At 62.5% G+C, this 24858-nt stretch carries 22 protein-coding genes; 6 read left to right on the top strand and 16 right to left on the bottom strand.

The annotated features are described in order from the left end of the window. Positions 1–178: 178 nt before the first annotated feature. The 5 genes from groL to QOS90_RS19760 form a co-directional block, all read right to left on the bottom strand. The gene (gene groL, locus QOS90_RS19780; RefSeq protein ID WP_085273632.1) at positions 179–1822 is read right to left on the bottom strand and encodes a chaperonin GroEL; all 1644 of its coding nucleotides are present in this window, start codon (positions 1820–1822) and stop codon (positions 179–181) included. Positions 1823–1870: 48 nt separating this feature from the next. After that, a complete protein-coding gene (locus tag QOS90_RS19775; RefSeq protein ID WP_012274036.1) occupies positions 1871–2164 on the bottom strand; it encodes a co-chaperone GroES in 294 nt (97 codons plus the stop codon). Positions 2165–2410: 246 nt separating this feature from the next. Continuing rightward, positions 2411–2875 carry an FxsA family protein gene (locus tag QOS90_RS19770; RefSeq protein ID WP_027594037.1) on the bottom strand — a complete coding sequence of 155 codons (465 nt, stop codon included), beginning with the start codon at positions 2873–2875 and terminating at the stop codon, positions 2411–2413. A gap of 64 nt (positions 2876–2939) precedes the next feature. Continuing rightward, positions 2940–3671 carry a HugZ family pyridoxamine 5'-phosphate oxidase gene (locus QOS90_RS19765; RefSeq protein ID WP_085273633.1) on the bottom strand — a complete coding sequence of 244 codons (732 nt, stop codon included), beginning with the start codon at positions 3669–3671 and terminating at the stop codon, positions 2940–2942. A gap of 75 nt (positions 3672–3746) precedes the next feature. Further along, complete coding sequence (locus QOS90_RS19760; RefSeq protein ID WP_027594035.1) at positions 3747–4757, bottom strand: DUF481 domain-containing protein; 1011 nt, start codon at positions 4755–4757, stop codon at positions 3747–3749. A gap of 153 nt (positions 4758–4910) precedes the next feature. Between QOS90_RS19760 and QOS90_RS19755 the strand changes: the two genes are divergently transcribed. Together QOS90_RS19755 and QOS90_RS19750 are read left to right on the top strand one after the other, a co-directional pair. Next, on the top strand, positions 4911–5264 hold the full coding sequence (locus QOS90_RS19755) for an MGMT family protein (protein ID WP_085273634.1): 354 nt from the start codon (positions 4911–4913) through the stop codon (positions 5262–5264). 43 nt (positions 5265–5307) lie between these two features. After that, positions 5308–6855, top strand: a complete 1548-nt coding sequence (locus tag QOS90_RS19750) for an AmpG family muropeptide MFS transporter (RefSeq protein ID WP_027594033.1) — start codon at positions 5308–5310, stop codon at positions 6853–6855. 228 nt (positions 6856–7083) lie between these two features. Here QOS90_RS19750 and QOS90_RS19745 read toward each other — a convergent pair whose 3' ends face one another. From QOS90_RS19745 to QOS90_RS19735, 3 genes are all read right to left on the bottom strand, one after another. Beyond that, positions 7084–8328, bottom strand: coding sequence for an MFS transporter (locus tag QOS90_RS19745; RefSeq protein WP_085273635.1), 1245 nt, complete (start codon positions 8326–8328; stop codon positions 7084–7086). Positions 8329–8545: 217 nt separating this feature from the next. Then, complete coding sequence (locus QOS90_RS19740) at positions 8546–9388, bottom strand: mechanosensitive ion channel family protein (RefSeq protein WP_085273636.1); 843 nt, start codon at positions 9386–9388, stop codon at positions 8546–8548. 114 nt (positions 9389–9502) lie between these two features. Then, positions 9503–9988 carry a YajQ family cyclic di-GMP-binding protein gene (locus QOS90_RS19735; protein ID WP_027594030.1) on the bottom strand — a complete coding sequence of 162 codons (486 nt, stop codon included), beginning with the start codon at positions 9986–9988 and terminating at the stop codon, positions 9503–9505. Positions 9989–10088: 100 nt separating this feature from the next. Here QOS90_RS19735 and QOS90_RS19730 point away from each other — a divergent pair, with 100 nt between their 5' ends. The 3 genes from QOS90_RS19730 to QOS90_RS19720 are packed head-to-tail and all read left to right on the top strand — an operon-like array spanning position 10089 to position 13644. Next, on the top strand, positions 10089–11006 hold the full coding sequence (locus QOS90_RS19730) for a putative 2-dehydropantoate 2-reductase (protein ID WP_085273637.1): 918 nt from the start codon (positions 10089–10091) through the stop codon (positions 11004–11006). A 39-nt stretch (positions 11007–11045) separates the two neighbouring features. Next, complete coding sequence (locus QOS90_RS19725) at positions 11046–13076, top strand: ATP-binding protein (RefSeq protein ID WP_085273638.1); 2031 nt, start codon at positions 11046–11048, stop codon at positions 13074–13076. A 1-nt stretch (position 13077) separates the two neighbouring features. Continuing rightward, positions 13078–13644: a cob(I)yrinic acid a,c-diamide adenosyltransferase gene (locus tag QOS90_RS19720; protein WP_085273639.1), complete on the top strand. Its 567-nt coding sequence runs from the start codon at positions 13078–13080 to the stop codon at positions 13642–13644. A gap of 136 nt (positions 13645–13780) precedes the next feature. Here the strand turns inward: QOS90_RS19720 and QOS90_RS19715 are convergent, their stop codons facing one another. The 4 genes from QOS90_RS19715 to secA form a co-directional block, all read right to left on the bottom strand. Continuing rightward, positions 13781–14725: a Nudix family hydrolase gene (locus tag QOS90_RS19715; RefSeq protein WP_085273640.1), complete on the bottom strand. Its 945-nt coding sequence runs from the start codon at positions 14723–14725 to the stop codon at positions 13781–13783. Continuing rightward, a complete protein-coding gene (locus tag QOS90_RS19710) occupies positions 14722–15354 on the bottom strand; it encodes a glutathione S-transferase family protein (protein ID WP_085273641.1) in 633 nt (210 codons plus the stop codon). Before QOS90_RS19710 ends, QOS90_RS19715 begins: the two co-directional genes overlap by 4 nt. Before the next feature lie 136 nt (positions 15355–15490). Continuing rightward, the gene (gene argJ, locus QOS90_RS19705; RefSeq protein ID WP_027594024.1) at positions 15491–16708 is read right to left on the bottom strand and encodes a bifunctional glutamate N-acetyltransferase/amino-acid acetyltransferase ArgJ; all 1218 of its coding nucleotides are present in this window, start codon (positions 16706–16708) and stop codon (positions 15491–15493) included. A gap of 173 nt (positions 16709–16881) precedes the next feature. Then, entirely contained in the window at positions 16882–19617 is a 2736-nt protein-coding gene (gene secA, locus QOS90_RS19700) for a preprotein translocase subunit SecA (RefSeq protein ID WP_085273642.1), read from the bottom strand. Between the two features lie 308 nt (positions 19618–19925). On the opposite strand from secA, the gene QOS90_RS19695 reads away from it, so the two are divergent. Next, the gene (locus QOS90_RS19695; RefSeq protein ID WP_027594022.1) at positions 19926–20381 is read left to right on the top strand and encodes a DUF721 domain-containing protein; all 456 of its coding nucleotides are present in this window, start codon (positions 19926–19928) and stop codon (positions 20379–20381) included. A gap of 52 nt (positions 20382–20433) precedes the next feature. On the opposite strand, the gene lpxC is transcribed toward QOS90_RS19695, so the two are convergent. From lpxC to QOS90_RS19675, 4 genes are all read right to left on the bottom strand, one after another. After that, a complete protein-coding gene (gene lpxC, locus QOS90_RS19690) occupies positions 20434–21345 on the bottom strand; it encodes a UDP-3-O-acyl-N-acetylglucosamine deacetylase (RefSeq protein ID WP_027594021.1) in 912 nt (303 codons plus the stop codon). 112 nt (positions 21346–21457) lie between these two features. After that, positions 21458–22654: a cell division protein FtsZ gene (ftsZ, locus tag QOS90_RS19685; protein WP_003251871.1), complete on the bottom strand. Its 1197-nt coding sequence runs from the start codon at positions 22652–22654 to the stop codon at positions 21458–21460. Positions 22655–22709: 55 nt separating this feature from the next. Continuing rightward, on the bottom strand, positions 22710–23972 hold the full coding sequence (ftsA, locus tag QOS90_RS19680; protein WP_027594020.1) for a cell division protein FtsA: 1263 nt from the start codon (positions 23970–23972) through the stop codon (positions 22710–22712). 14 nt (positions 23973–23986) lie between these two features. Further along, the gene (locus QOS90_RS19675; protein ID WP_027594019.1) at positions 23987–24856 is read right to left on the bottom strand and encodes a cell division protein FtsQ/DivIB; all 870 of its coding nucleotides are present in this window, start codon (positions 24854–24856) and stop codon (positions 23987–23989) included. Positions 24857–24858 lie beyond the last annotated feature (2 nt).

Genomic DNA, 24858 nt, shown 5'->3' with positions numbered 1-24858 from the left:
CGCTGCGAATGGGCTGCAAAGCAGCCCCAATGCTCACACAAGGCTGCGTGGCACCTGTAGGAGCAGCCTCGCGCTGCGAATGGGCTGCAAAGCAGCCCCAATGTTCACCACGAAGCACAAAAAAAGCCCCGGTTCTCGCGAGCCGGGGCTTTTTTATGACGCTAGGGGTAAGGCTGGCTTACATCATGCCGCCCATGCCACCCATGCCGCCCATGTCTGGCATGCCGCCGCCAGCTGGAGCTTCGCTCGGAGCATCAGCAATCATGGCTTCGGTGGTGATCATCAGACCGCCAATCGAAGCAGCAGCTTGCAGTGCCGAACGGGTCACTTTAGCTGGGTCCAGGATGCCCATCTCGATCATGTCGCCGTATTCGCCGGTAGCAGCGTTGTAACCGAAGTTACCCGAACCCTGCTTGACCTTGTCGGCCACAACGCTTGGCTCGTCGCCGGCGTTGGCAGTGATCTGACGCAGCGGGGCTTCAACAGCGCGACGCAGCAGTGCGATACCGACGTTCTGGTCTTCGTTGTCGCCTTTCAGGTCAACGATTGCGCTCAGGGCGCGAACCAGGGCAACACCACCGCCAGGCACCACGCCTTCTTCAACGGCTGCACGGGTAGCGTGCAGGGCGTCTTCAACGCGGGCTTTCTTCTCTTTCATTTCGACTTCGGTGCCAGCACCGACCTTGATCACGGCAACACCGCCAGCCAGTTTGGCCAGACGCTCTTGCAGCTTCTCACGGTCGTAGTCCGAGGAAGTCTCTTCGATCTGGGCACGGATCTGCTTGACGCGTGCTTCGATGTCACCGTCGACGCCAGCACCGTCGATGATGGTGGTGTTTTCCTTGGACAGGATGACGCGCTTGGCGTTACCCAGGTGCTCCAGGGTAGCGGTTTCCAGGGACAGGCCGATCTCTTCGGAGATAACGGTACCGCCGGTCAGGACCGCGATGTCCTGCAGCATGGCCTTGCGGCGGTCGCCGAAGCCAGGTGCCTTGACCGCAGCAACCTTGACGATGCCGCGCATGTTGTTGACGACCAGGGTAGCCAGCGCTTCGCCTTCAACGTCTTCAGCAACGATCAGCAGTGGGCGGCCGGCCTTGGCAACGGCTTCCAGCACTGGCAGCAGCTCACGGATGTTGGAGATCTTCTTGTCGACCAGCAGCAGCAGCGCGCCTTCCAGCTCGGCAACCATGGTGTCCGGCTTGTTGACGAAGTACGGCGACAGGTAGCCACGGTCGAACTGCATGCCTTCTACGACAGACAGTTCGTTTTCCAGGCCCGAGCCTTCTTCAACGGTGATCACGCCTTCTTTACCGACTTTTTCCATAGCTTCGGCGATGATTTCACCGATGGAGTTGTCGGAGTTGGCGGAGATGGTGCCTACCTGAGCAATGGCCTTGGAGTCGGCGCATGGCTTGGACAGGTTTTTCAGCTCGGCGACGACAGCAGCGGTGGCCTTGTCGATACCGCGCTTCAGGTCCATCGGGTTCATGCCGGCAGCGACGGCTTTCAGGCCTTCGTTGACGATGGCTTGAGCCAGAACGGTAGCGGTGGTGGTGCCGTCACCGGCTGCATCGTTGGCCTTGGAAGCGACTTCCTTGACCAGCTGGGCGCCCATGTTTTCGAAGGCGTCTTTCAGCTCGATTTCTTTGGCAACGGAAACGCCGTCCTTGGTGATGGTCGGTGCGCCGAAGCTCTTGGCCAGGACCACGTTGCGGCCTTTCGGGCCCAGGGTCGCTTTTACTGCGTCAGCCAGAACGTTGACACCAACCAGCATTTTTTTACGGGCGGAATCGCCGAATTTTACGTCTTTAGCAGCCATGATCGTTTAATCCTTGAAATTCTTTGGAATAACGGGAAATCGGGGAAATCAGCCTTCGATAACGGCGAGAATTTCGTTCTCGGCCATTACCAGCAGGTCTTCGCCGTCGACTTTCACGGTGTTGCTGCCCGAGTAAGGGCCGAAAACCACTTTGTCACCCACTTTCACGGCCAGCGCGCGTACTTCGCCATTTTCCAGGATGCGGCCGGTGCCAACGGCGACAACTTCGCCGCGGTTTGGTTTTTCAGCGGCCGAACCCGGCAGGACGATACCGCCAGCGGTTTTCGATTCTTCTTCGCTGCGACGGATGACTACGCGGTCATGCAGAGGACGAAGCTTCATTGTCGATCTCTCCCAAATTGTGGTTTTCATCGGCCGGTATCGACACCGGCGGGTTGATGCGGTCCGGCGTTGCCGGGGGTGGCCCGCGCGGGGCGAACCACCTGAGTTATGTCTGGTGTCGCCACCAGAAACCTTGCGGTGACCCATACATGAGGCCGCCATAGGCAATTACAAGGCTTGATACGGAAAATTTTTAATCAGCGCTGAACGGAAAAAGAACAGGGGCCGCGATGCGGCCCCTGAATGTCACTTGTCGCGGCGCTCGTACTCGCCCTCAATCACGTTGGGGCGGTGGCCGGCATCACGCGGCGGCTGCGCCTGGAACGGATCATCCTGAAACGCACGCTGGCGCATGGCCTGCTCTTCGGCACGCTGGCGCATCTTGCGCGCAGCCAGGTGACGGGTGAACGGCAGCAGGCAGATCAGGCCCAGCACGTCGCTGATAAAACCTGGCAGCAGCAGCAAGCCGCCCCCCACCGCCAGCATCATCCCCTGGAACATGTCCTCAGCGGGCAGTTCGCCGCGCTGCAGGCTTTCACGGGCACGCAGTGCGGTGGCCAGGCCGGCCACGCGCATCACCAGCACACCCAGTGCCGACCCGGCGATGATCAGCAGCAGCGCCGGGAAAAACCCGATGGCCGCACTGACCTTGACGAAGACGAACAGCTCCAGCACAGGAAACAGCAGAAGCAACAGTAAAAAAGCACGCATCAAAGATTCCTCGACGGAAGAGACCTTCCCATAAGACCTCAGATGGATGCGACCGCTCCCAATTTCAACCCTCGACTTCAGCAGCAACCGGCCACTGGTCGGCGCGTGCCAGTAAAACCAACGCTTCGCGAACTTGTGTCGGCGTATTGCAAAGGCTTGGGAACGGCAGCCAGTAGATGCCCTGACCAATACGCAGGTGCATGCCTTCGCTGTCGACACCGACCATCAGCGCAGGGGCTGTGCGTGGCAGGTCGGTCAGTTCGACGTAATGGGCGATGGCATTGGCGTGATCGCTGTTCATGTGTTCGATCATGCTCGCCTCGGCCTTGCCCGCGAACGGGTTGGCCAGGGTTACATGGTCAAGCCAGTGAATGGCGCCAAAGCCGCCGATGTAGCGGTGGCGCACGGGCTGCAGCACCCAGAAGTCGAAATCGTGAGCCTTGTGGTAATTGGCCGCGTCGGGGAAGTACCGGTAGTAGCGCTCGGCAGCGGCCTCGATGGCGGCTTCATCCACCAGCTTGTGTGCTTCGGCCATCACCGTCAGGCGGCCGACCGCCTGCACATCCTCGGCTTCACGCTCACCGACCAGCAGCGAGCATTTAGGGTCTTTTTGCAGGTTGTGGGTGTGCTGGGCGATGCGGCTGATGAGAATCAGCGGGTTGCCCTGTGCATCCAGGCAATACGGCACGACGGAACCAAACGGGAAGCCGGGCATGGACTTGGAATGGGTCGAGAGCACGCCGCGGTATTCCTCGAGCAGCAGTTCCCGGGCGGGGCGGATGGCTTTGTTACTCACGAAGGGCGCTCCTGGCGGCGGACTGGATGGGTGACAAGATAAGCATTATCACCCGCCGCTGCCACTGTAGGCGCGTTACCAGGTCACGCCAAAGCCTGCCGTGTAGCGGGTCTTGTCCAGGTCACTGTCACGCGTGCCGCTGATGATGTCCTTCTCGGCCTTGAGGTTGAGCGAGGCCCATTCGGTGACTTTGTAGCGCAGGCCAACCTCCGCATCCAACGAGTAGTCGGCCACGTTGCCCAGCGGCTTGGCAACTTCGCCATTGGTGAACAGCTGCACGTTCTTGCCGATCAGGTAGCGGGTGTAGTCCCACTTGACTGCCGCTGCATAGAAGTTGTCCTTGGCGCCGTCCTGGTACTCGAAATCGGTACGGTTTATCAGCGAGCCCAGCGAGAACGCGCCCAGCTCGTCGTCCCAGAACTGGTAGCCCGGGCCTGTACCCACGGTACGCTGGCGAGCCAGGTCCTCGATGTGGTCGCGCTTGTATTCCATGCGCCCCTGCCAGAACCACTTCTCGGTAATGAAGCGGTCGAGGGCGTACTCGGCACTCCAGTTATCGGTGGTGGTGACGTCGTCCTTGCTCTCGCGGTTGTATTCGCCCTCGGCGTTGTGCCGCCAGCGGCCATGCCGTGCTGTGGTCTTGAAGCCTACGTCATAGTCGTCGGTGTCGTTCTCGGCACGCTTGTAGTCCAGGGCAACATCGACGTTGCCTTTCCAGACCAGGTCTTCGACCACCGGCTTGGGCTTCATGATCTGTTCGATGCTGGCCAGGTCGACGGTCTTGGGCGCCTCGCCATTGGCCAGGGTGACCTTGCCGTCTTCGGCGGCCTTCAGCGATTTAGCACGCTCACCGCTGTAGGCGTCCTGCTTGACCAGCAGTTCCTGGTCGCTTTCCAGGGTCTTGACGGCTTTCCAGTCCAGCGCGATAGACCCACCATAAGGGGTCTCCAGCAGCAGCTTGCCACCGTCGAAGACTTTGATCTTGCCACTGAGACGGTCACCGTTTTTCATCCACACGGTGTCGGCAACCGCAGGCGCGGCGCACAGGGAAGCAGCTAGCAGGCACAACAAGGATCTAGAATACATAAGCGGACTACGGGTTCGATTCGACGAAAAAAGCCGGGGATTATCCAGATACCGACAACCAGAGCAAGGACAGACCGGGAGCCTGCGATTGAGTTCAACACTCATTTACCGTCACCATTGGTCCGGTTTCATCCACAGGCCACGGGGGCACTGATGTCCGAGGCATACGCGCACGCATTGGAAACGCCAGAGGCCCGACGAACGGCCCTGTATTCGGTACTTGGGCAAGTGCCCGAAGGCAAGGTGGTCAGCTACGGCCAGCTTGCCGAGCTGGCGGGCCTTGGCCGCGCGGCACGTTGGGTTGGGCGTACCCTCGGGCAGCTACCACCCGACACTCGCCTGCCCTGGCATCGGGTACTGGGCGCTGGCGGGCGGCTGAGCCTGGCTTTAGGCACGCCCACTGGCGACGAACAACGGGCACGGCTGCGCGCAGAAGGCGTAAATGTGACCAATAATCGTGTGGATATGACGCGCCATGGCTGGCGCCCGATGGAGCACAGCGGTTAGAGTGCGCGCTTTGTATTCGCAAACTTGAGGCAGATGTTGGCCCATGCCCCGTAAAACCTGGCGCGCTGCGCTCGCTGCCTATGCCAGCCCGTCAACCCTGGTACTTCTGCTGCTCGGCTTTGCCGCCGGCCTGCCCTACATGCTGGTGTTCTCGACCCTTTCGGTATGGCTGCGCGAAGCTGGCGTGGCCCGCGAGACCATTGGTTACGCGAGCCTGATCGGCCTGGCCTATGCGTTCAAATGGGTCTGGTCACCGCTACTCGACCAATGGCGCCTGCCCCTGCTCGGCGGCCTGGGGCGCCGCCGTTCGTGGCTGTTGCTGTCGCAGGCACTGGTGGTGATCGGGCTGGTCGGCATGAGCCTGTGCGACCCACAGCAGCACCTGTCGTGGCTGATCGCCCTGGCGGTTCTGGTTGCCTTCGCCTCGGCCACCCAAGACATCGCCGTCGATGCCTATCGCCTGGAAATCGCCGATGACCAGCGCCAGGCCGCCCTGGCTGCCAGCTACATGGCCGGTTACCGGGTGGCGGCCCTGCTGGCCACGGCCGGTGCGCTGTTCTTCGCCGAATGGTTTGGCTCCACCGGTTTCAGCTACCTGCACAAGGCCTGGGCCGGCACCTACATCATGTTCGCCCTGTTGATGCTGCCGGCGCTGTTCACCACTTTGGTCATGCGTGAACCGTCAGTGCCGCTGCGTACTCAGCTGTCGGCGGCGCGTTACGGCCTGGTGCACCAACTGGCGTCGGTGTTCGTGTTGATCGTGCTGCTGGTGTCGGTGCCTGCCAGCTTCACCCAGCTGTTCAATACCGACTGGGCCAGCGTGTTCTTCGGTGATGCGACGCCCCTCGACCTGCTGCTCGAAGACCGCGCCTTCCTGCGCCTGATCCTGTACGCGATGCTGACTTGGGCGTGCCTGTCGACCATGGGCCGGCGTGGCCTTGCCCCGGTGCTTACCCCGGTCAACGACTTCATTGCCCGCTACCGCTGGCAAGCGCTGCTGCTGCTTGGGCTGATTGCCACCTACCGCATGTCGGACACGGTGATGGGCGTGATGGCCAACGTGTTCTACATCGACATGGGCTTCACCAAGGACCAGATCGCCAGCGTCAGCAAGATCTTCGGCCTGATCATGACCTTGGTCGGTGCCGGCGTCGGCGGCCTGTTGATCGTGCGCTTCGGCATCATGCCGATCCTGTTCATCGGTGGCGCGGCCTCGGCGGCGACCAACATCCTGTTCCTGATGCTGGCCGACATGGGCCCGAACCTGGACATGCTGGTGGTCACCATCTCGCTGGACAACTTCAGCTCTGGCATGGCCACCTCGGCGTTCGTCGCCTACCTGTCGAGCCTGACCAACCTGAAGTTCTCGGCCACCCAGTACGCGCTGCTGAGCTCGATCATGCTGTTGCTGCCACGGCTGATTGGCGGCTATTCGGGGGTTATGGTGGAGAAGTTCGGTTACCACGACTTCTTCCTGATCACCGCCCTGCTGGGCGTGCCGACGTTGATTCTGATCGCCCTGCAGTGGCGTCAGGAGGCCGGGCGCGGCAAGCCCGTGCCCGAGGAGAACCCAGCGGCCGAACGGCCCTGAGCGTACTGCGGTGGTTTGTGCGGGCCTCTTCGCGGGTAAACCCGCTCCCACAGGTTTCTGCTACTGAGCCACCGCCCCTTCCCCAGGGCGGCCACCCACCACGAACCACAACGGCCAGAGCGCCAGCGCACCCGCCACGCTCCCACAGGTTCAGCACGGGCCCTGAGCCTTGCGCTATCCCTGTGGGAGCGGGTTTACCCGCGAAGAGGCCAGTACAGGTAACTAAAACTACTGAGCCACCGCCCCTTCCCCAGGGCGGCCACCCACCACGAACCACAACGGCCAGAGCGCCAGCGCACCCGCCACGCTGGCTGCCAAGGCAAAGTGAAGCAGGCTGGCACCTGCCCCGATCATCGCCAGCAGTGCCCCACCCAGGCCCAGCAAGGCGATGGTGATCATCCCCAGCATGGCCGAGACCAGCCCCTTGCTCTGCTCGCTGGAGAACAGCGTCATGCGGTACAGCACGGCGTTGGCCACACCCAACCCCAGCGCGTACAGCGACATGCCAGCGACCACGCTGGTCACCGTCGGCCAGTACCAAGTCGCCAGCACCATCAACGACAGGCCAGCCAGGTAGGGCCACAGTGCGCCACGCACCAGGGCTGGCAGCGGGTAACGGTCGGCAATGCGGTTGATGATCAGATTGCCCATGATCAGCCCGCCGAACACCGGCAATTGCCACAAGGCATATTCCATCGTACTCAGCCCCTCATCATGGATGAGCAGCACCGGCGACAGGCCAATCCAGCCAATCAAAGGCAAGCCGACCAGGCCAAGGGCAGCGCTGCCAGCGACAAACCGCCGGTTGGCCAGCAACTGGCCGTAGCCAGACAACAGTGGCAGCAGGTGAATTGGGGTGAACGGCAGCCGCGAACCATCGCGCCGCTCCACACCGAGCGTTTCCGGCATCAAGCGGTACAGCAGCACCCAGGCCAGCACCGCGCCGATGGCAAAGGCCACGAACAGCCAACGCCAGTCCAGCCATTGCAGCAGCAAGGTCCCCACCAGCGGGCCGAGCAGCGGCGACAGCAGGGCAATGTTGGCCAGCAGTGCCATCATGCGCACCGCGTCTGCTTCGCTGAAGGCCTCGTTCAGGGCCGGGTAGCTGACCGTGACCACAAAGCCCAGGCCGATGCCCTGCAACAGGCGCAGCAAGTTGAACAAGCCGATGTCATGGACCCAGAAGGTCGCCAGGCACGCCACGCCAAAGAACACACAGCCCCCCAACAGCAGCGGGCGACGGCCATAGCGGTCGGCCAGGGGGCCGATCAGCCACTGCAGGACCACGCCACCGAGCAGGTACAGGTTCAGGGCATGGGGGATGTATTCGGGGCTGGCGTTCAGGTCGTCGACCACCACGGGCATGGCCGGCATGACCGCGTCGCTGGCCAGGTAAGTGAGCAACTCGAACAGGGCCAGGGTGAGGCCAAACAGCAAGGCTCGGAGGGGGGTGATGTACAGCAGTGGTTTCATGGTGAGCTTCGGGTAGAGGCAGGTGGGGTCAGGCTATATGCCAGAAGTGGCGGGGTTTAGCTGTGAACAAGTGTAATGAGGTGAAAAAGCCGGGGCCGCTGCACGCCCCATCGCCGGCAAGCCGGCTCCCACACAGTTAGATGACAACCTGAACCTGTGGGAGCCGGCTTGCCGGCGATGGGGCGCACAGCGGCCCCGGCTTATTTGAACAGCGGTGTTACTGGGTAGCCGTCTCCTGCACCACACGAATCACTCGCTGCGGAAACGGAATATCGATGCCCTCGGCCTTCAACCGGTCACGGGCATGCTCGTTGAGCATGAACATCACATCCCAATAGTCGGACGTCTTGGTCCAGATACGCAGCGACACGGTGATCGAACTGTCGCCCAGCGTCGAAATCACCGCCTGCGGTGCCGGGTCGGACAGCACACGCGGGTCCTGCGCCAGTTCCAGCAGCACGTTGCGCGCCTTTTGCAGGTCGGCCTCATAATCCACGCCCACGTCGAACACCACTTTGCGGGTCGGCTGGCGGTTGGTGTTGGTGATGATGCCGTTGGACAGGCTGCCGTTAGGCATGATCACCGTCTTGTTGTCACCGGTGCGCAGCACGGTGTGGAAGATCTGGATGCTGTCCACGGTGCCGCTGACACCCTGCGCTTCGATCCAATCGCCAATGCGGAACGGGCGGAACATCAAGATCAACACACCGCCGGCAAAGTTCGCCAGGCTACCCTGCAACGCCAGGCCAATGGCCAGGCCGGCAGCACCGATAGCCGCAACGAAGGAGGTGGTCTCGATGCCGATCATCGACGCCACGCTGACGAACAGCAGGATCTTCAGGATGATATTGGCCAGGGTGCTGATGAACCCCTGCAATGCCAGGTCGGCATTGCGCAGGCCGACCAGCTTGCCCAGGCGCGCGCTGACCTTGTTGATGACCCACCAGCCGATGGCCAGGGTCAGCAACGCCAGGCACACGCGGCTGCCGTACTCCATGATCAACGGGACCCAGGCTTGGGATTGGCGGACCAGCTGATCGACTTCAGCGTTCAAATCCATGTTCATCTCCTGATGCCGAACGGCATGTGCACGGTAAAACTGGCCGCGGGCATTTCCGCGGCCACGGCCCCCATGGACATCATTACGCCATCGAGGTTCCTGGTGACGCTTCGATCAATCGCGGAAGTTGTTGAACTGCAGCGGCATGTCGAATTCCTTGGCGCGCAGGGCAGCGATCGCCTCTTGCAGGTCGTCACGCTTCTTGCCGGTGACACGCACCTGCTCACCCTGGATGGAAGCCTGGACCTTGAGCTTGGCATCCTTGATGTGGGCGACGATCTTCTTCGCCAGCTCTTTGTCGATGCCTTCGCGGAACTTGGCTTCCTGTTTCATTTCTTTGCCGGACGCATAGGCATCCTTGGTTTCCAAGCATTTGACATCGATCTTGCGCTTGACCAGCGCACCGCGCAGGATCTCGATCATCGCCTCGAGCTGGAATTCGGCCTCGGCGGTCAGCAGCACGGTCTGTTCCTTGTCCTTGAACTCGAAGCTGCCCTTGCCCTTGAGGTCAAAACGGCGATCGAGCTCCTTGACGGCGTTGTCTACAGCGTTCTGCACTTCGTGCTTGTCCAGTTCCGATACCACGTCGAACGAAGGCATGGGTATTCTCCAAAAATAAAAGCGCGCTCGGCCTGAAGATGGAGCACGCTGAGTTAGATGGTTAAAATGCGGGCTCATTATAACGGGTTGCGAAACGCATATGAGCAGCACCTGGCATATTCTCGGCGTGGGTAGCCTGGGCAGCCTGTGGGCTTGCCGCCTGGCGCGCGCCGGCAAGGCGGTACGTTTGATCCTGCGCGACGAGCAGCGGCTGCAGGCCTATCAACGTTTGGGCGGCCTGACCTTGTTCGAGCAGGACACCTCCAGGCATTACGCGATCCCCGCCGAAACGGCCGACGCCCATGGTCCTATTCACCGCCTGCTGGTGGCCTGCAAGGCGTACGACGCGGCGCCGGCCATCAAGCGCCTGGCACCGCGGCTGGCCGAAGGTGCAGAGCTGGTGCTGCTGCAGAACGGCCTGGGCAGCCAGGACGAGGTCGCCGACCAGGTGCCCCATGCCCGTTGCATCTTCGCCTCCAGCACCGAAGGGGCGTTCCGCGAGGGCGATTGGCAGGTGCGCTTCGCCGGCCACGGCTTCAACTGGCTGGGTGACCCACTCAAACCCGGGATCCCGGCGTGGTTCGATGACCTGCACGATGCCGGTATCCCGGCCGAATGGACCGTGGATATCCTCACCCGGCTGTGGCGCAAGCTGGCACTCAATTGCGCGATCAACCCGCTGACCGTGCTGCATGAGTGTCGCAATGGCGGCCTGCTGGAGCACCTGGCCGAAGTGACCGCCCTGTGCGACGAGCTGGCAGAGCTGCTGCACCGCTGTGGCCAACCCCAGGCTGCCGAGGACCTGGACGAAGAAGTGCAACGGGTGATCCTCGCCACCGCCGCCAACTACTCTTCCATGTACCAGGACGTGCGCGCGGGCCGACGTACCGAGGTCCACTACCTGCTCGGCCATGTGTGCCGCGCCGCCGAGCGGCATGGCGTGGCGTTGCCGGAACTGGAACGCCTGCACCAGCGACTGGTCGATAACCTGCAGGCACGCGGCTTGCCCAGCGCCTGACGCTGGCCCTTTCAACCGGATACGGACACTGCCTTGCCCATGACCCTGCGCCAACGCCTGGAAAACCTCCCGGTCGGGCAAAAGCTGCTGGCGGCCCTGCTGGTGCTGCTGGTGACCATTCTGTTGGTGGCCAACCTGACCTTCATCAGCGCCGCCTACTGGATCACCCAGGAGAGCATGGCGCCCCAGGCGCTGCAGACCATCGGCCGGCTGATCGCCAACCCGCAGCTGTCGGCGCGTGCCGGCGACAGCGCAGACAGCGCCAATGCCCTGCTCAAGGAGCTGGACAGCTACATGCCACTGCGCGCCGCCGCCGTCTACGGCGGTGACGGCCGCATGCTGGCGCAGCTGCAGCACGGCGAACCGCTGGCGTTGCCCAAGCGCTTTCGTAACATCGACGGCTGGCGCCTGATGGAATTTCGCAGCACGCAGTTGATTCGCATCCCCCGCGAAGCCGACCCACCTGCCCACCTGCTGCTGGTGGCCAGCAGCGAACTGCCGACCGCCTTCTACACCGGCACGCTCAGTGCCAGCCTCGGTATCCTGGTGTTCAGCATCCTGCTGTGGATCGTCGTTGCGCGGCAGATCAAGCGCCTGATCACCCAGCCGATCAACCAGCTCGAAGAGCTCAGCCGCCAGGTCACCCGCGAAGAAAGCTACGCCCTGCGTGCCCGCCGCGGTAACGATGACGAAATCGGCAGCCTGGCCGAGGCCTTCAACACCATGCTCTCGCGCATCGAGGCCCGCGAGCAGCAGCTCAAGCGCACCCGCGACGAATTCCAGACCGCCTATGACCAGGCCCAGGGCCTGGCCGAAGAAACCCGCCACACCAACCGCAAGCTGGAGCTGGAAGTCCAGGTGCGTAGCAAGATCGAGAAAAAACTCACAGGCTTCCAGAACTACCTCAACAGCATCATCGACTCCATGCCCTCGGCGCTGATCGCCCTCGACGAGCAGCTCTACGTCACCCAGTGGAACCACGAGGCCACGGTACTCTCCGGAACGCCCCTGGACGAGGCGCTGAACCAGCCGATCTTCATCGCTTTCGAGCCGCTCAAACCGTTTTTGCCGCAGCTCAAGGAAACCGTAGAGAAACACCGAGTGGCGAAAATCGAGCGGGTGACCTGGCCCAAGGGCGAGGACCTGCGCCACTACGCCCTGACGTTCTATCCGCTGATGGGCGGCGGCGGCCGCGGCGTGGTGATCCGCATCGACGACATTACCCAGCGCCTGTCGCTGGAAGAAATGATGGTGCAATCGGAAAAGATGCTCTCGGTGGGCGGCCTGGCTGCGGGCATGGCGCACGAGATCAACAACCCGCTGGGGGCAATCCTGCATAACGTGCAGAATATTCGTCGGCGCCTGTCCCCGGAGTTGCCGCGCAACCAGGAGCAGGCCGAAGAGCTGGGCATCGACCTGCCCACCGTCAACCGTTACCTCGAAAGCCGCGAAGTGCCGCAACTGCTCGACGGCATTCAACAGGCCGGCGCCAGGGCGGCCAAGATAGTCACCCACATGCTTAGTTTCAGCCGCCGCAGCAACCGCCAGTTGGCACCTTGCGACCTGCCAGCGCTGATCGACCAGGCTGTGGAAATCGCCAGCAACGACTTCGACCTGACCATTGGCTTTGACTTCAAGGGCCAGGCCATTGTCCGCCAGTTCGACCCAAACCTTGGGCCAGTGCCTTGCACCGCCAACGAGCTGGAACAAGTACTGCTCAACCTGCTGAAAAATGCCGCCCAGGCCATCCACCTGCGCCCGCAACCCAGCGAGCCCGGCCGAATCACCCTGCGCACCCGGCTCAATCCACCCTGGGCCGAAATCCAGGTAGAGGACAACGGCGTGGGCATGCCTGAAGCGGTGCGCAAGCGCACCTTCGAGCCGTTCTTCACCACCAAGGAGATCGGCCAGGGCACAGGCCTTGGCCTTTCGGTTTCGTATTTCATCATCACCAACAACCACAAGGGGCAGATGGAGGTGCAGTCCACGCCCGGCCAGGGCACCTGCTTCACCTTGCGCCTGCCCCTCGGCCAGCCGGCAGCGACGGCACCAAACACCACGGAGGCATGACATGGGCTACCGCCTGTCGAAGATCTACACCCGCACTGGCGACAAAGGCGAAACCGGCCTGGGCGACGGCCGCCGGGTGCCCAAGGACCACCCGCGTATCGAAGCCATCGGCGAGGTGGATAGCCTCAACAGCCAGTTAGGGGTGCTGCTCGCCGGCCTGGCTGAGCAGGGGCTGGACGAAGTGAGCGATGTGCTTGCGCCCTGTCAGCACCGCTTGTTCGACCTCGGTGGCGAGCTGGCAATGCCCAGCTACCAGGCGCTGAACCAGGCCGAGGTGGAGCGGCTGGAAGCGGCAATCGACGTGTGGAACGAAGAGCTGGGGCCGTTGAAGAATTTCATCCTGCCCAGTGGTTCGGCGTTGGTGGCGCAGGCGCATGTGTGCCGGTGCCTGGCGCGCAGTGCGGAGCGGCGGTGTCAGCAACTGAATGCGCTGGAGCCACTGGAGGGTGCTGGGTTGGCGTATATCAACCGGCTGTCGGATCTGTTGTTTGTGGCAGCGCGGATCATTGGGCGGCGGCAGGGGGTTGCCGAGGTGTTGTGGCAGCCTGCGCCGAAGCCTGAAAGCTGAGAGTGCTGGGGCTGCTACGCAGCCCATTCGCGGGCAAGCTCCTACCGGGCCCTCACAAGGTCTGAGCCTGCGCAGTTACCTGTGGGAGCGGGCTTGCCCGCGAATGGGCCGCACTGCGGCCCCAATCACAAGCGACTCAGAGCTCAGGCCAGAACGCCCGGATCCCGGCCACACCCTGCGCGCCCGCCTCCCAGGCCCGCTCAAGATCACCCGGCCCTACCCCACCCAGCAAGAACACTGGCCGGCTGAAACCTGCAATCGCCCGCTGCGCCGCTTCCCACCCCAAAGGCAACGCTTCAGGATGCGTCTGGGTCGGCTGCACCGGCGACAAGGTGACAAAATCGACCCCCATCTGCTCCGCCAATGCCAGCTCTTCGGTACTGTGGCACGACGCCGCCAACCAGCGGTGCTCAGGGAACGGTCGCCCCTTGGCGGCATACTTGCGCAACTGCGCGGCCGTCAGGTGCCAACCGGCCGACGGGAAGTCGCCCAGCCACTCCAGCGGCCCTTTGAGCATCAACTGGGCCTTGCCACCGCACAGGCCGACCGCATCCACCGCCACATCGCGATACTTGGGGTCGTACATGTCCGGCGCTCGCAGCTGGATCAGCCGGGTGCCGTCGGCCACGGCCTTCTGGATGCCTTTGAGCATCTGCGGCACTTCCAGGCCCTCCGGCGTGATCAGGTACTGATCCGGCAGCCGTGCAGCGGCAACAATCGGCCTGTTGGCGGCAGGGAAGTCGTACTGCGCGAGGTCGCGCGGTGCTACCCACTCCAAAGGCTGGCCCTCGGCGCCATGGGGTTCACCCGTGAACGCTTCGACAACGCGAACGTCCAGCAGCACCTGTTTGTCCGGGTAGTCATGGCTGACCTTGATCAGCGCCCGCGACCGGGTCACGTCGATACCCAGTTCCTCGCGCAGCTCACGGGCCAGCGCCGCCTCGACGCTTTCGCCCTCTTCCACCTTGCCACCCGGGAACTCCCAAAGGCCGCCCTGGTGCTGGGTATCTGCCCGCCGCGCAATCAGAATGCGGCCATCGGCACCGCGGATCACCGCTGCTGCTACATGAATGCGTTTCACCCTTCGCGCTCCGCCAGGCCAGCCTGCTGCCAGGCTTTGAACGCCGGCCATTGGTAAATAGTCTCGATGTAAGCCGCTGCCTCTGCCGGGACTTCGACGCGGTAGCTGCGCAAGCGCACCGCCACCGGGGCGAAGTAGGCATCGACCAGGGTCGGCTTGCCGAACAGGAATGGGCCCGTGTCCTTGGCGACCAGGCGGCATTCGGACCACAGCGCGACGATACGGTCGATGTCGATCTGCACCTCCAGCGGCACAGACTCAAGGGCCTGGTCACGGGACAGGTCGAACGGCATCGCCCCGCGCAAGGCGAAGAAGCCGCTGTGCATCTGCGCGCAGGCCGAACGGGCTTGGGCACGGGCGGCCACGTCGGCGGGCCACAGCTGCGCTTCGGGGTGGCGTTCGTTGAGGTATTCGGCGATGGCCAGGGAGTCGGCGATCACGCCATGCTCGGTCTTGAGCAGCGGCACTTTGCCGGTGGCAGAGTAGGCAAGCAGGCGCTGACGGGTGTCGGGCTGGTTGAGTTTGATCAGGGTTTCTTCGTAGGGGACGCCGGCCAGTTCAAGGGCCAGGGCGCCGCGTAGCGACCAGGAAGAATACAGCTTGTCGCCGATGATCAGGTGATAGCTCATGGTTCGGCTCCATTTGTCGGGGTTTTGGGGCTGCTTCCCAGCCCTTCGCGAAGCAAGGCCGCTCCTACAGGTACAGCGCAGACCGGTGTAGGAGCGGCCTTGTGCCGCGAAGGGCCGCAAAGCGGCCCCAATTGAATCAGGTGCGGTATTCGGCGTTGATCTTCACGTACTCGTGGGACAGGTCGGTGGTCCAGATGGTTTCGCTGCAGGCACCACGGCCCAGTTCGATGCGGATGGTGATCTCTTCCTGGGCCATGACCGCAGAGCCTTGCGCTTCGGTGTAGCTCGGGCTGCGCCCGCCTTGGCTGGCAATGCAGACGTTGTCCAGGTACACATCGATCAGGCTGACATCCAGCTCCGGCACGCCAGCACGGCCGACGGCGGCCAGGATGCGGCCCCAGTTGGGGTCAGAGGCGAACAGCGCGGTCTTGATCAGCGGCGAGTGAGCGACGGCGTAACCGACGTCCAGGCATTCCTGGTGGTTACCACCCCCGTTGACCTGCACCGTGACGAACTTGGTGGCGCCTTCGCCATCACGGACGATGGCCTGGGCCACCTCCATGCACACGTCGAACACCGCCTTTTTCAGGGCTTCGAACAGCGCACCGCTGGCTTCGGTGACTTCAGGCAGGTTGGCCTTGCCGGTGGCGATCAGCATGCAGCAGTCGTTGGTCGAGGTGTCGCCATCGATGGTGATGCGGTTGAACGACTTGTTGGCGCCGTCGAGCATCAGGTCCTTGAGCACCTTGGGTGCGACCTTGGCGTCAGTGGCGATGTAGCCGAGCATGGTGGCCATGTTCGGGCGGATCATGCCGGCGCCTTTGCTGATGCCGGTCACGGTCACGGTCACGCCATCGTGCTGGAACTGGCGGCTGGCACCCTTGGGCAGGGTGTCGGTGGTCATGATGCCGGTGGCGGCTTCAGCCCAGTTGTTTTCCGACAGGTTGTCCAGGGCGGCCTGCAGGGCGCCTTCGATCTTCTCGACCGGCAGCGGTTCGCCGATTACGCCAGTGGAGAACGGCAATACCGACTCGGCCGGCACGCCGGTCAGCTCGGCGAGCTTGGCGCAGGTGCGCTCGGCAGCGGCCAGGCCCGGTGCACCGGTACCGGCGTTGGCGTTGCCGGTGTTGGTCAGCAGGTAACGCACAGTGCCCTGAACACGCTGCTTGGAGAGGATCACCGGTGCTGCGCAGAAGGCGTTGAGGGTGAACACGCCAGCGACGCTGGAGCCTTCGGCACAGCGCATGACCACCACATCCTTGCGCCCAGGGCGCTTGATGCCGGCAGAAGCGATGCCGAGTTCAAAACCCGGAACCGGGTGCAGGGTGGGCAAAGGACCAAGACCAACAGCCATTAGAGCGCTCCTAGAAAATTCGGTTGATTGCAAAAAGCGGGGCCGCTTCGCGCCCCATCGCGACACAAGGCCGCTCCTACAGGGGCGTCGTGATGCCTGTAGGAGCGGCCTTGTGTCGCGAAAGGGCCGCAAAGCGGCCCCCGGTTGTGTCACGTTACTGCGAGTGGATCAGATCATTCAATCTGACCATGGCAATGCTTGAACTTCTTGCCCGAACCGCACCAGCATGGCTCGTTACGGCCCAGCTTCTGGTCGTTGCGCACCGGCGCTGCGGCCACGGCCACTTCGGCGCCCTCCTCGTTCAGCGCTTCGCTTTCAAGGCCTGGCGCGGCAGCATGCTGGAACTGCATGCGGCTGGCCAGCTCTTCGGCTTCGCGGCGCAGGCGGGCTTCTTCTTCGATCGGGTCTTCGCGGCGCACCTGAACGTGCGACAACACGCGGATGGTGTCGCGCTTGATCGACTCGAGCAGCTCCTGGAACAAGGTGAACGACTCGCGCTTGTACTCCTGCTTCGGGTTCTTCTGCGCATAACCGCGCAGGTGAATGCCGTGGCGCAGGTGGTCCATGGTCGACAGGTGGTCTTTCCACAGGTCGTCCAGCACGCGCAGCAGAATCTGCTTCTCGAAGGTACGCAGGGCGTCGATGCCGGCCTGGTCTTCCTTCTCGGTGTAGGCGCTGGTGATCTCGCTCAGCAGCTTCTCGCGCAGGGTTTCTTCGTAGAGGTGGTCGTCCTCGTCGAGCCATTGCTGGATCGGCAGCTTCATGGCGAAATCGCTCGACAGCGAGGCTTCCAGGCCGGCCACGTCCCACTGCTCGGGCAGCGATTGCGGCGGAATGTGCTGGCTGATGGTAGCGTCCAGCACTTCCTTGCGGAATTCGGCGATGGTATCGCCAATGTTCTCGGCCGCCAGCAGGCTGTTGCGCATGTGGTAGATCACCTTGCGCTGCTCGTTGGCCACGTCATCGTATTCAAGCAACTGCTTGCGGATGTCGAAGTTGCGGCCCTCGACCTTGCGCTGGGCTTTTTCGATGGCGTTGGTGACCATGCGATGCTCGATCGCCTCGCCAGACTGCATGCCCAGCGCCTTCATGAAGTTCTTCACCCGGTCAGAGGCGAAGATGCGCATCAGGCTGTCTTCGAGCGACAGGTAGAAGCGGCTGGAGCCCGGGTCACCCTGACGGCCGGAACGACCACGCAGTTGGTTGTCGATACGGCGCGATTCGTGACGCTCGGAAGCGATCACGTGCAGGCCGCCCGACTCGATCACCTGCTGGTGACGCTTCTGCCAGTCGGCCTTGATCTGGGCGATCTGCTCAGGGGTCGGGTTGTCCAGAACGGCCACTTCGGCCTCCCAGTTACCGCCCAGCAGAATGTCGGTACCACGGCCGGCCATGTTGGTGGCGATGGTCAACGCACCTGGCGCACCGGCCTGGGCGATGATCTCGGCTTCCTTCTCGTGGTACTTGGCGTTGAGGACCTTGTGCTCGATGCCTTCCTTCTGCAGAAGGTTGGACATGTGCTCGGAGGTCTCGATGGTGGCGGTACCCACCAGCACCGGACGGCCCTGGGTCATGCTCTCTTTGATGTCGGCAATGATCGCGGCGTATTTCTCGTCGGCGGTCAGGTACACCAGGTCGTTGAAGTCCTTACGCGCCAACGGCTTGTTCGGCGGGATCACCATCACGTTGAGGCCGTAGATCGACTGGAACTCGAACGCTTCGGTGTCGGCGGTACCGGTCATGCCGGACAGCTTGGTGTAAAGACGGAAGTAGTTCTGGAAGGTGGTCGACGCCAGGGTCTGGCTCTCGGCCTGAATGTTCAGGTTTTCTTTGGCCTCGATGGCCTGGTGCAGGCCTTCGGACAGGCGACGGCCAGGCATGGTACGGCCGGTGTGCTCGTCGATCAGCAGGACTTGGCCATCCTGGACGATGTACTCGACGTTACGGTGGAACAGTTTGTGCGCGCGCAGGCCGGCGTAGACGTGGGTCAGCAGGCCCAGGTTGTGCGCCGAGTAGAGGCTCTCGCCTTCGGCCAGCAGGCCAGCCTGGGTGAGCATCTCTTCGATGAACTGGTGACCGGCTTCGTTGAGTTCGACCTGGCGGCTCTTCTCATCGATGGTGAAGTGGCCTTCCTGGGTGACCTGGCCTTCGACTTCTTCGATGTGCTGGGTCAGGCGTGGGATCAGGCGGTTGATCTCGATGTACAGCTTGGAGCTGTCCTCGGCCTGACCAGAGATGATCAGCGGGGTACGGGCTTCGTCGATGAGGATCGAGTCGACTTCGTCGATCACCGCGAAGTTGAGTTCACGCTGGAACTTCTCTTCCTGGCTGAACGCCATGTTGTCGCGCAGGTAGTCGAAACCGAATTCGTTGTTGGTGCCGTAGGTGATGTCGGAGGCGTAGGCAGCGCGCTTTTCTTCCGGCGGCTGGAAGGCCGAGACGATGCCCACGGACAGGCCGAGGAACTCGTACAGCGGGCGCATCCAGTTGGCGTCACGGCGGGCCAGGTAGTCGTTGACGGTGACCACGTGCACGCCTTTGCCGGACAATGCGTTGAGGTAGACGGCCAGGGTACCGACCAAGGTCTTGCCTTCACCGGTGCGCATTTCTGCGATCATGCCCTCGTGCAGGGTCATGCCGCCGATCAGCTGCACGTCGAAGTGGCGCATGCCCATGACGCGCTTGCCGGCCTCACGGGCGACAGCGAAGGCTTCGGGCAGCAATTGGTCCAGTGTCTCGCCTTTGGCCAAGCGCTCCTTGAACTCTGCGGTCTTGCCCCGCAGTTGCTCATCGGAGAGGGCCACCATCTTCTCTTCGAAGGCATTGACGATAGTCACCGTCTTGAGCATGCGTTTGACTTCACGCTCATTCTTGCTTCCAAAAAGTTTCTTTAACAAAGGCGCAAACATATCGGCAGGATCTTCCACACGTAGGGATGGAGGGCGGCCCCATGAGTCGCCCGTGCAGCCCTGAGGCCGCATGCGAACGAGCATTCTACCCGGAAACGATGGTGAGGAAAGTGGTGGATTTCCACGATGCTGATACAGCGTTTTGGCAGGGGCGTTTCTTAGATAGGGTCATTTTCCCTGAGTTCAAGGCTCAGCAAGATGAAACGTATCGAGAATGAGTCTTACCTTGTGTGGTCTGTACCGGCGAAGAGGCCGGTGCAGGCAACAGAGGTGTTAAACTGCCGCTCTTGTAACCTCCTGCGACCACCATGGCCTACAAACCCTCCCCTGCCCAGCTACCGTCCGCCCTGCTGCGTCAGGTGCGCCCGCTGCGCCTGCTGCTGAACCAGGCCGAACGCCTGGAACACCTGCAGCGCCTGCTGGAAAGCCAGCTGCAACCGGCTGCCCGCGAACACTGCCACGTGGCATCGTGGCGTGATGGGGTATTGTTGCTGGTGGTTACCGACGGCCATTGGGCTACTCGCTTGCGCTATCAGCAAAAGCGCCTCATGCGCGAATTGCAGGCCATGGAAGCGTTCGGCAACCTGCGGCGCATCTTGTACAAGGTGCAACCGCCATTGGTGCCTGCCAAGCGTGGCGGGCATGCTGCGGCGCTGTCGAGCAATGCCGCCGAAAGCCTTCGCGATACCGCCGAGGGGATTGCCGACCCGAAATTGCGCGCTGCCCTGGAACGTCTCGCCAGCCACGCCCGGGATAAAGGCTGAAATAAAAAAGGCCACCCGAAGGTGGCCTTAATGAACTAGAGAGTGTTCGAACTTACACGGCCGCAACAGGGCGCATGTACGAGATCGGTGCCGTGCTGGCATCTTCGAAAGTGACCACTTCCCAGGCATCGGTTTCAGCAATGAGCTTGCGCAACAGTTGGTTGTTCAGCGCGTGCCCGGACTTGTAGCCCTTGAACTCGCCGATCAGGCTGTTGCCCAGCAGGTAGAGGTCACCGATGGCGTCGAGAATCTTGTGCTTCACGAATTCGTCTTCATAGCGAAGACCGTCTTCGTTCAACACGCCTGTCTCGTCTACCACGATGGCGTTTTCCACACTGCCGCCCAACGCAAGGTTATGCTTGCGCAGGTACTCGATGTCCCGCATGAAACCGAAGGTGCGGGCACGGCTGACTTCTTTCACGAACGACGTGCTGGAAAAATCGACACTGGCGCTCTGGGTCCGGCCGCTGACGACCGGGTGATCGAAGTCGATCTCGAAGCTCACCTTGAACCCGTCGAAAGGCAGGAAGGTAGCGCGCTTGTCGCCCTCCTCCACTGTCACTTCGCGCAGGATGCGGATGAACTTCTTGGCTGCGTCCTGTTCTTCCAGGCCGGCAGACTGAATCAGGAATACAAAGGGTCCGGCGCTGCCATCCATGATCGGCACTTCCGAGGCGGAGAGCTCGACGTAGGCGTTATCGATGCCCAGGCCCGCCATGGCGGAGAGCAGGTGCTCGACCGTATCGACCTTGACGTCACCGTTGACCAACGTCGTCGACATGGTTGTCTCGCCAACGTTGGCCGCACGCGCTGCGATTTCGACCACAGGGTCGAGATCAGCGCGGCGGAAGACGATGCCGGTGTCAACAGGTGCAGGCTTGAGGGTCAGGTATACCTTCTCCCCGGAGTGCAGACCGACACCTGTGGCACGGATGGTATTCTTCAGGGTGCGTTGTTTAATCATGGCATTGGCCGCTTCAGCGCAAATTGCGAACAGGTATCAACAAAGGCTGGGGATGATAACAGACCCGACCTTTGCTGAATACCAATCACCTTTATACCCCTGATAAATTCCATTAATCAGCCTGACGACGCAGGAAAGCCGGGATATCAAGGTAGTCCAGGTCATCCTGAGGGTTGAGTTTAGCTGCCGCGGCGGCACCTGCATGGGCCTGGTTGCGCATTACAGTCGGGCGCTCCAGGTCACGGTAGTTGACCGCAGGCTGCTCCTGGCGAACCGGTGCCGGGTTGGAAGCCTCGTACGCCTGTTGAGCGGTCTGCAGGGTGTTGTCCACCACCTTGACCGGTTTCTCGATGCGTGCGCCCAGGCCAGTGGCGACCACGGTGACGTGCAGCTCATCGCGCATGTCTGGGTCGATCACGGTGCCGACCTTGACCATCGCGTGGTCAGAGGCGAAGGCTTCGATAATGCTACCTACGTCGGAGTACTCACCCAGCGACAGGTCAGGGCCGGCGGTGATGTTCACCAGGATGCCGCGGGCGCCCTGCAGGTTGACGTCTTCGAGCAACGGGTTGCGGATCGCCGCCTCGGTGGCTTCACGCGCACGGTTTGGGCCGCTGGCGCAGCCAGTACCCATCATCGCCATGCCCATCTCACCCATCACGGTACGCACGTCGGCGAAGTCGACGTTGATCATGCCAGGGCGCTTGATGATGTCGGAGATACCGCGCACGGCACCGGCCAGCACGTCGTCAGCCTTGGCAAAGGCGGACAGCAGGCTGGCATCCTTGCCCAGGATGGTCAGCAGCTTCTCGTTGGGGATGGTGATCAGCGAGTCGACGCTCTCGGCCAGCATGCGGATGCCTTCATCGGCGATCTGCATACGTTTGCGACCTTCGAACGGGAACGGACGGGTCACCACGGCGACGGTGAGAATGCCCATTTCCTTCGCCACTTCGGCGATGATCGGGGCTGCACCGGTACCGGTACCGCCACCCATGCCGGTGGTGATGAACACCATGTTGGTGCCCTGCAGCACCTCGGCGATGCGCTCACGGTCTTCCAGCGCGGCCTGACGGCCGACTTCTGGATTGGCACCTGCACCCAGGCCTTTGGTCACGCCAGTGCCCAATTGCAGGATGGTGCGCGCGCCGATGTTTTTCAGCGCCTGAGCATCCGTGTTGGCGCAGATGAATTCCACGCCTTCGATGCTGCTTTTGACCATGTGGTTGACGGCGTTGCCGCCACCACCGCCAACGCCGATCACTTTAATGACCGGACTTTGCGGGACGTTGTCTACGAGCTCGAACATTTTCCCTCTCCTTACAGTTCTCTAGTTGTTGCGCCTACCACTACTGCTTTGAAACTTAGAAATTGCCCTGGACCCACCGCTTGAAGCGCTCAAGCACTGGGGCCTTCGGTTCATCGCCATAGCTGTTGCTGCTGCTGTTGCTGTTACCGGTCAGGACCATGTCCTCGGACTGCTTCAGCAGGCCGTAGGTGAGCAGGCCCACGCCGGTGGAATAGATCGGGTTGCGCACCACGTCGCTCAGCCCCCGAACGCTGTGCGGTACGCCCAGGCGTACCGGCATGTGGAAGATTTCCTCGGCCAGTTCAACGGCGCCTTCCATCTTCGCGGTGCCGCCGGTCAGGACGATGCCGGCCGGCACCAGGTCCTCGTAGCCGCTACGGCGCAGTTCGGCCTGGATCAGGGTGAACAGCTCGTCGTAACGCGGCTCCACCACCTCGGCCAGGGCCTGGCGCGACAGCTCGCGCGGTGGGCGATCACCCACGCTCGGCACCTTGATGGTTTCGCCGGCGCCGGCCAGCTTGGCCAGTGCGCAGGCGTAGCGGATCTTGATTTCTTCGGCGTACTGGGTCGGAGTGCGCAGGGCCATGGCGATGTCGTTGGTCACCTGGTCGCCGGCAATCGGGATGACCGCGGTGTGGCGGATCGCGCCTTCGGTGAAGATGGCGATGTCGGTGGTACCGCCACCGATGTCCACCAGGCACACGCCGAGCTCTTTTTCGTCGTCGGTCAGCACCGAGTAGGCCGAAGCCAGCTGCTCAAGGATGATGTCGTCGATTTCCAGGCCGCAGCGGCGTACGCACTTCTCGATGTTCTGCGCCGCGTTGACCGCACAGGTGACCACGTGGACCTTGGCTTCCAGACGCACGCCGGACATGCCCAGCGGCTCGCGCACGCCTTCCTGGTTGTCGATCACGTAGTCCTGCGGCAGGGTGTGCAGCACACGCTGATCGGCCGGGATGGCCACGGCCTGGGCGGCGTCGAGCACGCGCTCAAGGTCGGCAACGCTGACCTCACGGTCGCGAATGGCGACAATGCCGTGGGAGTTCAGGCTGCGGATGTGGTTGCCCGCCACGCCGACGAAGGCCGAGTGGATGCGGCAGCCCGCCATCAGCTGCGCTTCTTCCACCGCGCGCTGGATCGACTGCACGGTCGACTCGATGTTCACCACCACGCCCTTCTTCAGGCCGCGGGACGGATGGGTACCGATCCCGACGATCTCCAGGGTGCCGTCTTCGCCCACTTCGCCGACCAGCGCCACCACCTTGGAGGTGCCAATGTCCAGCCCGACGATCATTTTGCCGCTATGCGCGTTTGCCATGGTCCTGCCTCTCTCTAATTCTTCGCAACGGCGGGTTGGGCCGTCGTCGGTGCAATCGGTTCCCGCCAACCAACGGCAAGTCCGTTGGCGTATCGCAGATCGATGCGGGCGATGTTGGTGATCTGCTCTTTAAGCGTCTTGTCGTAAATGGCAATGAAACGGCGCATCTTCTCCACCAGATGGTCGCGCCCCAACAGCAGTTCGATGCCTGGCCCGGTGCTGCCCGCACCGGTGGTCAGGAACCAGCTGCCTCGCTCGCGCAGTTCCAGGCGAGCGATGGAAAAGCCCATGGGGCGCAGCATCTGGCTCAATACCTGATACTGCTGCATGACTTGTTGCTGAGCACGCTGCGGCCCAAACAGCTGCGGCAGGTGCTCATAGTTGGCCAGCTCACGCGGGGTAAAGGCCTGGCCCTGGTTATTGAGCAAGGCTTCATCACCCCAGCGTGCCACTGGCAGCTGTTCTTCCAGGCGGATCACCACCTCGTCCGGCCACACGCGCCGCACCTCGGCGTGGGCGATCCACGGCATCTGCTCGAGCTCTGCGCGCATCGCCGGCAGGTCGACACTGAAGAAGCTCGCCGCCATGAACGGGGCGATCCGCTGCTGCACCGCCTGCTGGCTGATGTAGCTGAGGTCGCCCTGCACCGCGATCTTGGTGATCGGCCGGTCGGCGTAGGGCATCAGGCGAATGGCACCTTCATAGGCGCCGAAGCCTGCTGCCACCAGCAGCACCGGCCAAAGCAGGCGCTTGAGTCCACTGAAGTTGGCCTTGGGCAGGCGCGCCGACATGGGCTCTTTGGCCACCATTCGACTGGCACCACGCGGCACCGGCTTGTTACGGCCGGTGGCGGGTTGCTGATGACGTAACATCGCGCCTTGCATGG

The sequence above is a fragment of the Pseudomonas sp. LAIL14HWK12:I10 genome (assembly GCF_900184205.1).
Classification (GTDB): domain Bacteria; phylum Pseudomonadota; class Gammaproteobacteria; order Pseudomonadales; family Pseudomonadaceae; genus Aquipseudomonas; species Aquipseudomonas kermanshahensis.
Note: the sequence above shows the minus strand (reverse complement) of the source record. Positions and strands in the feature narration are given on the sequence as shown.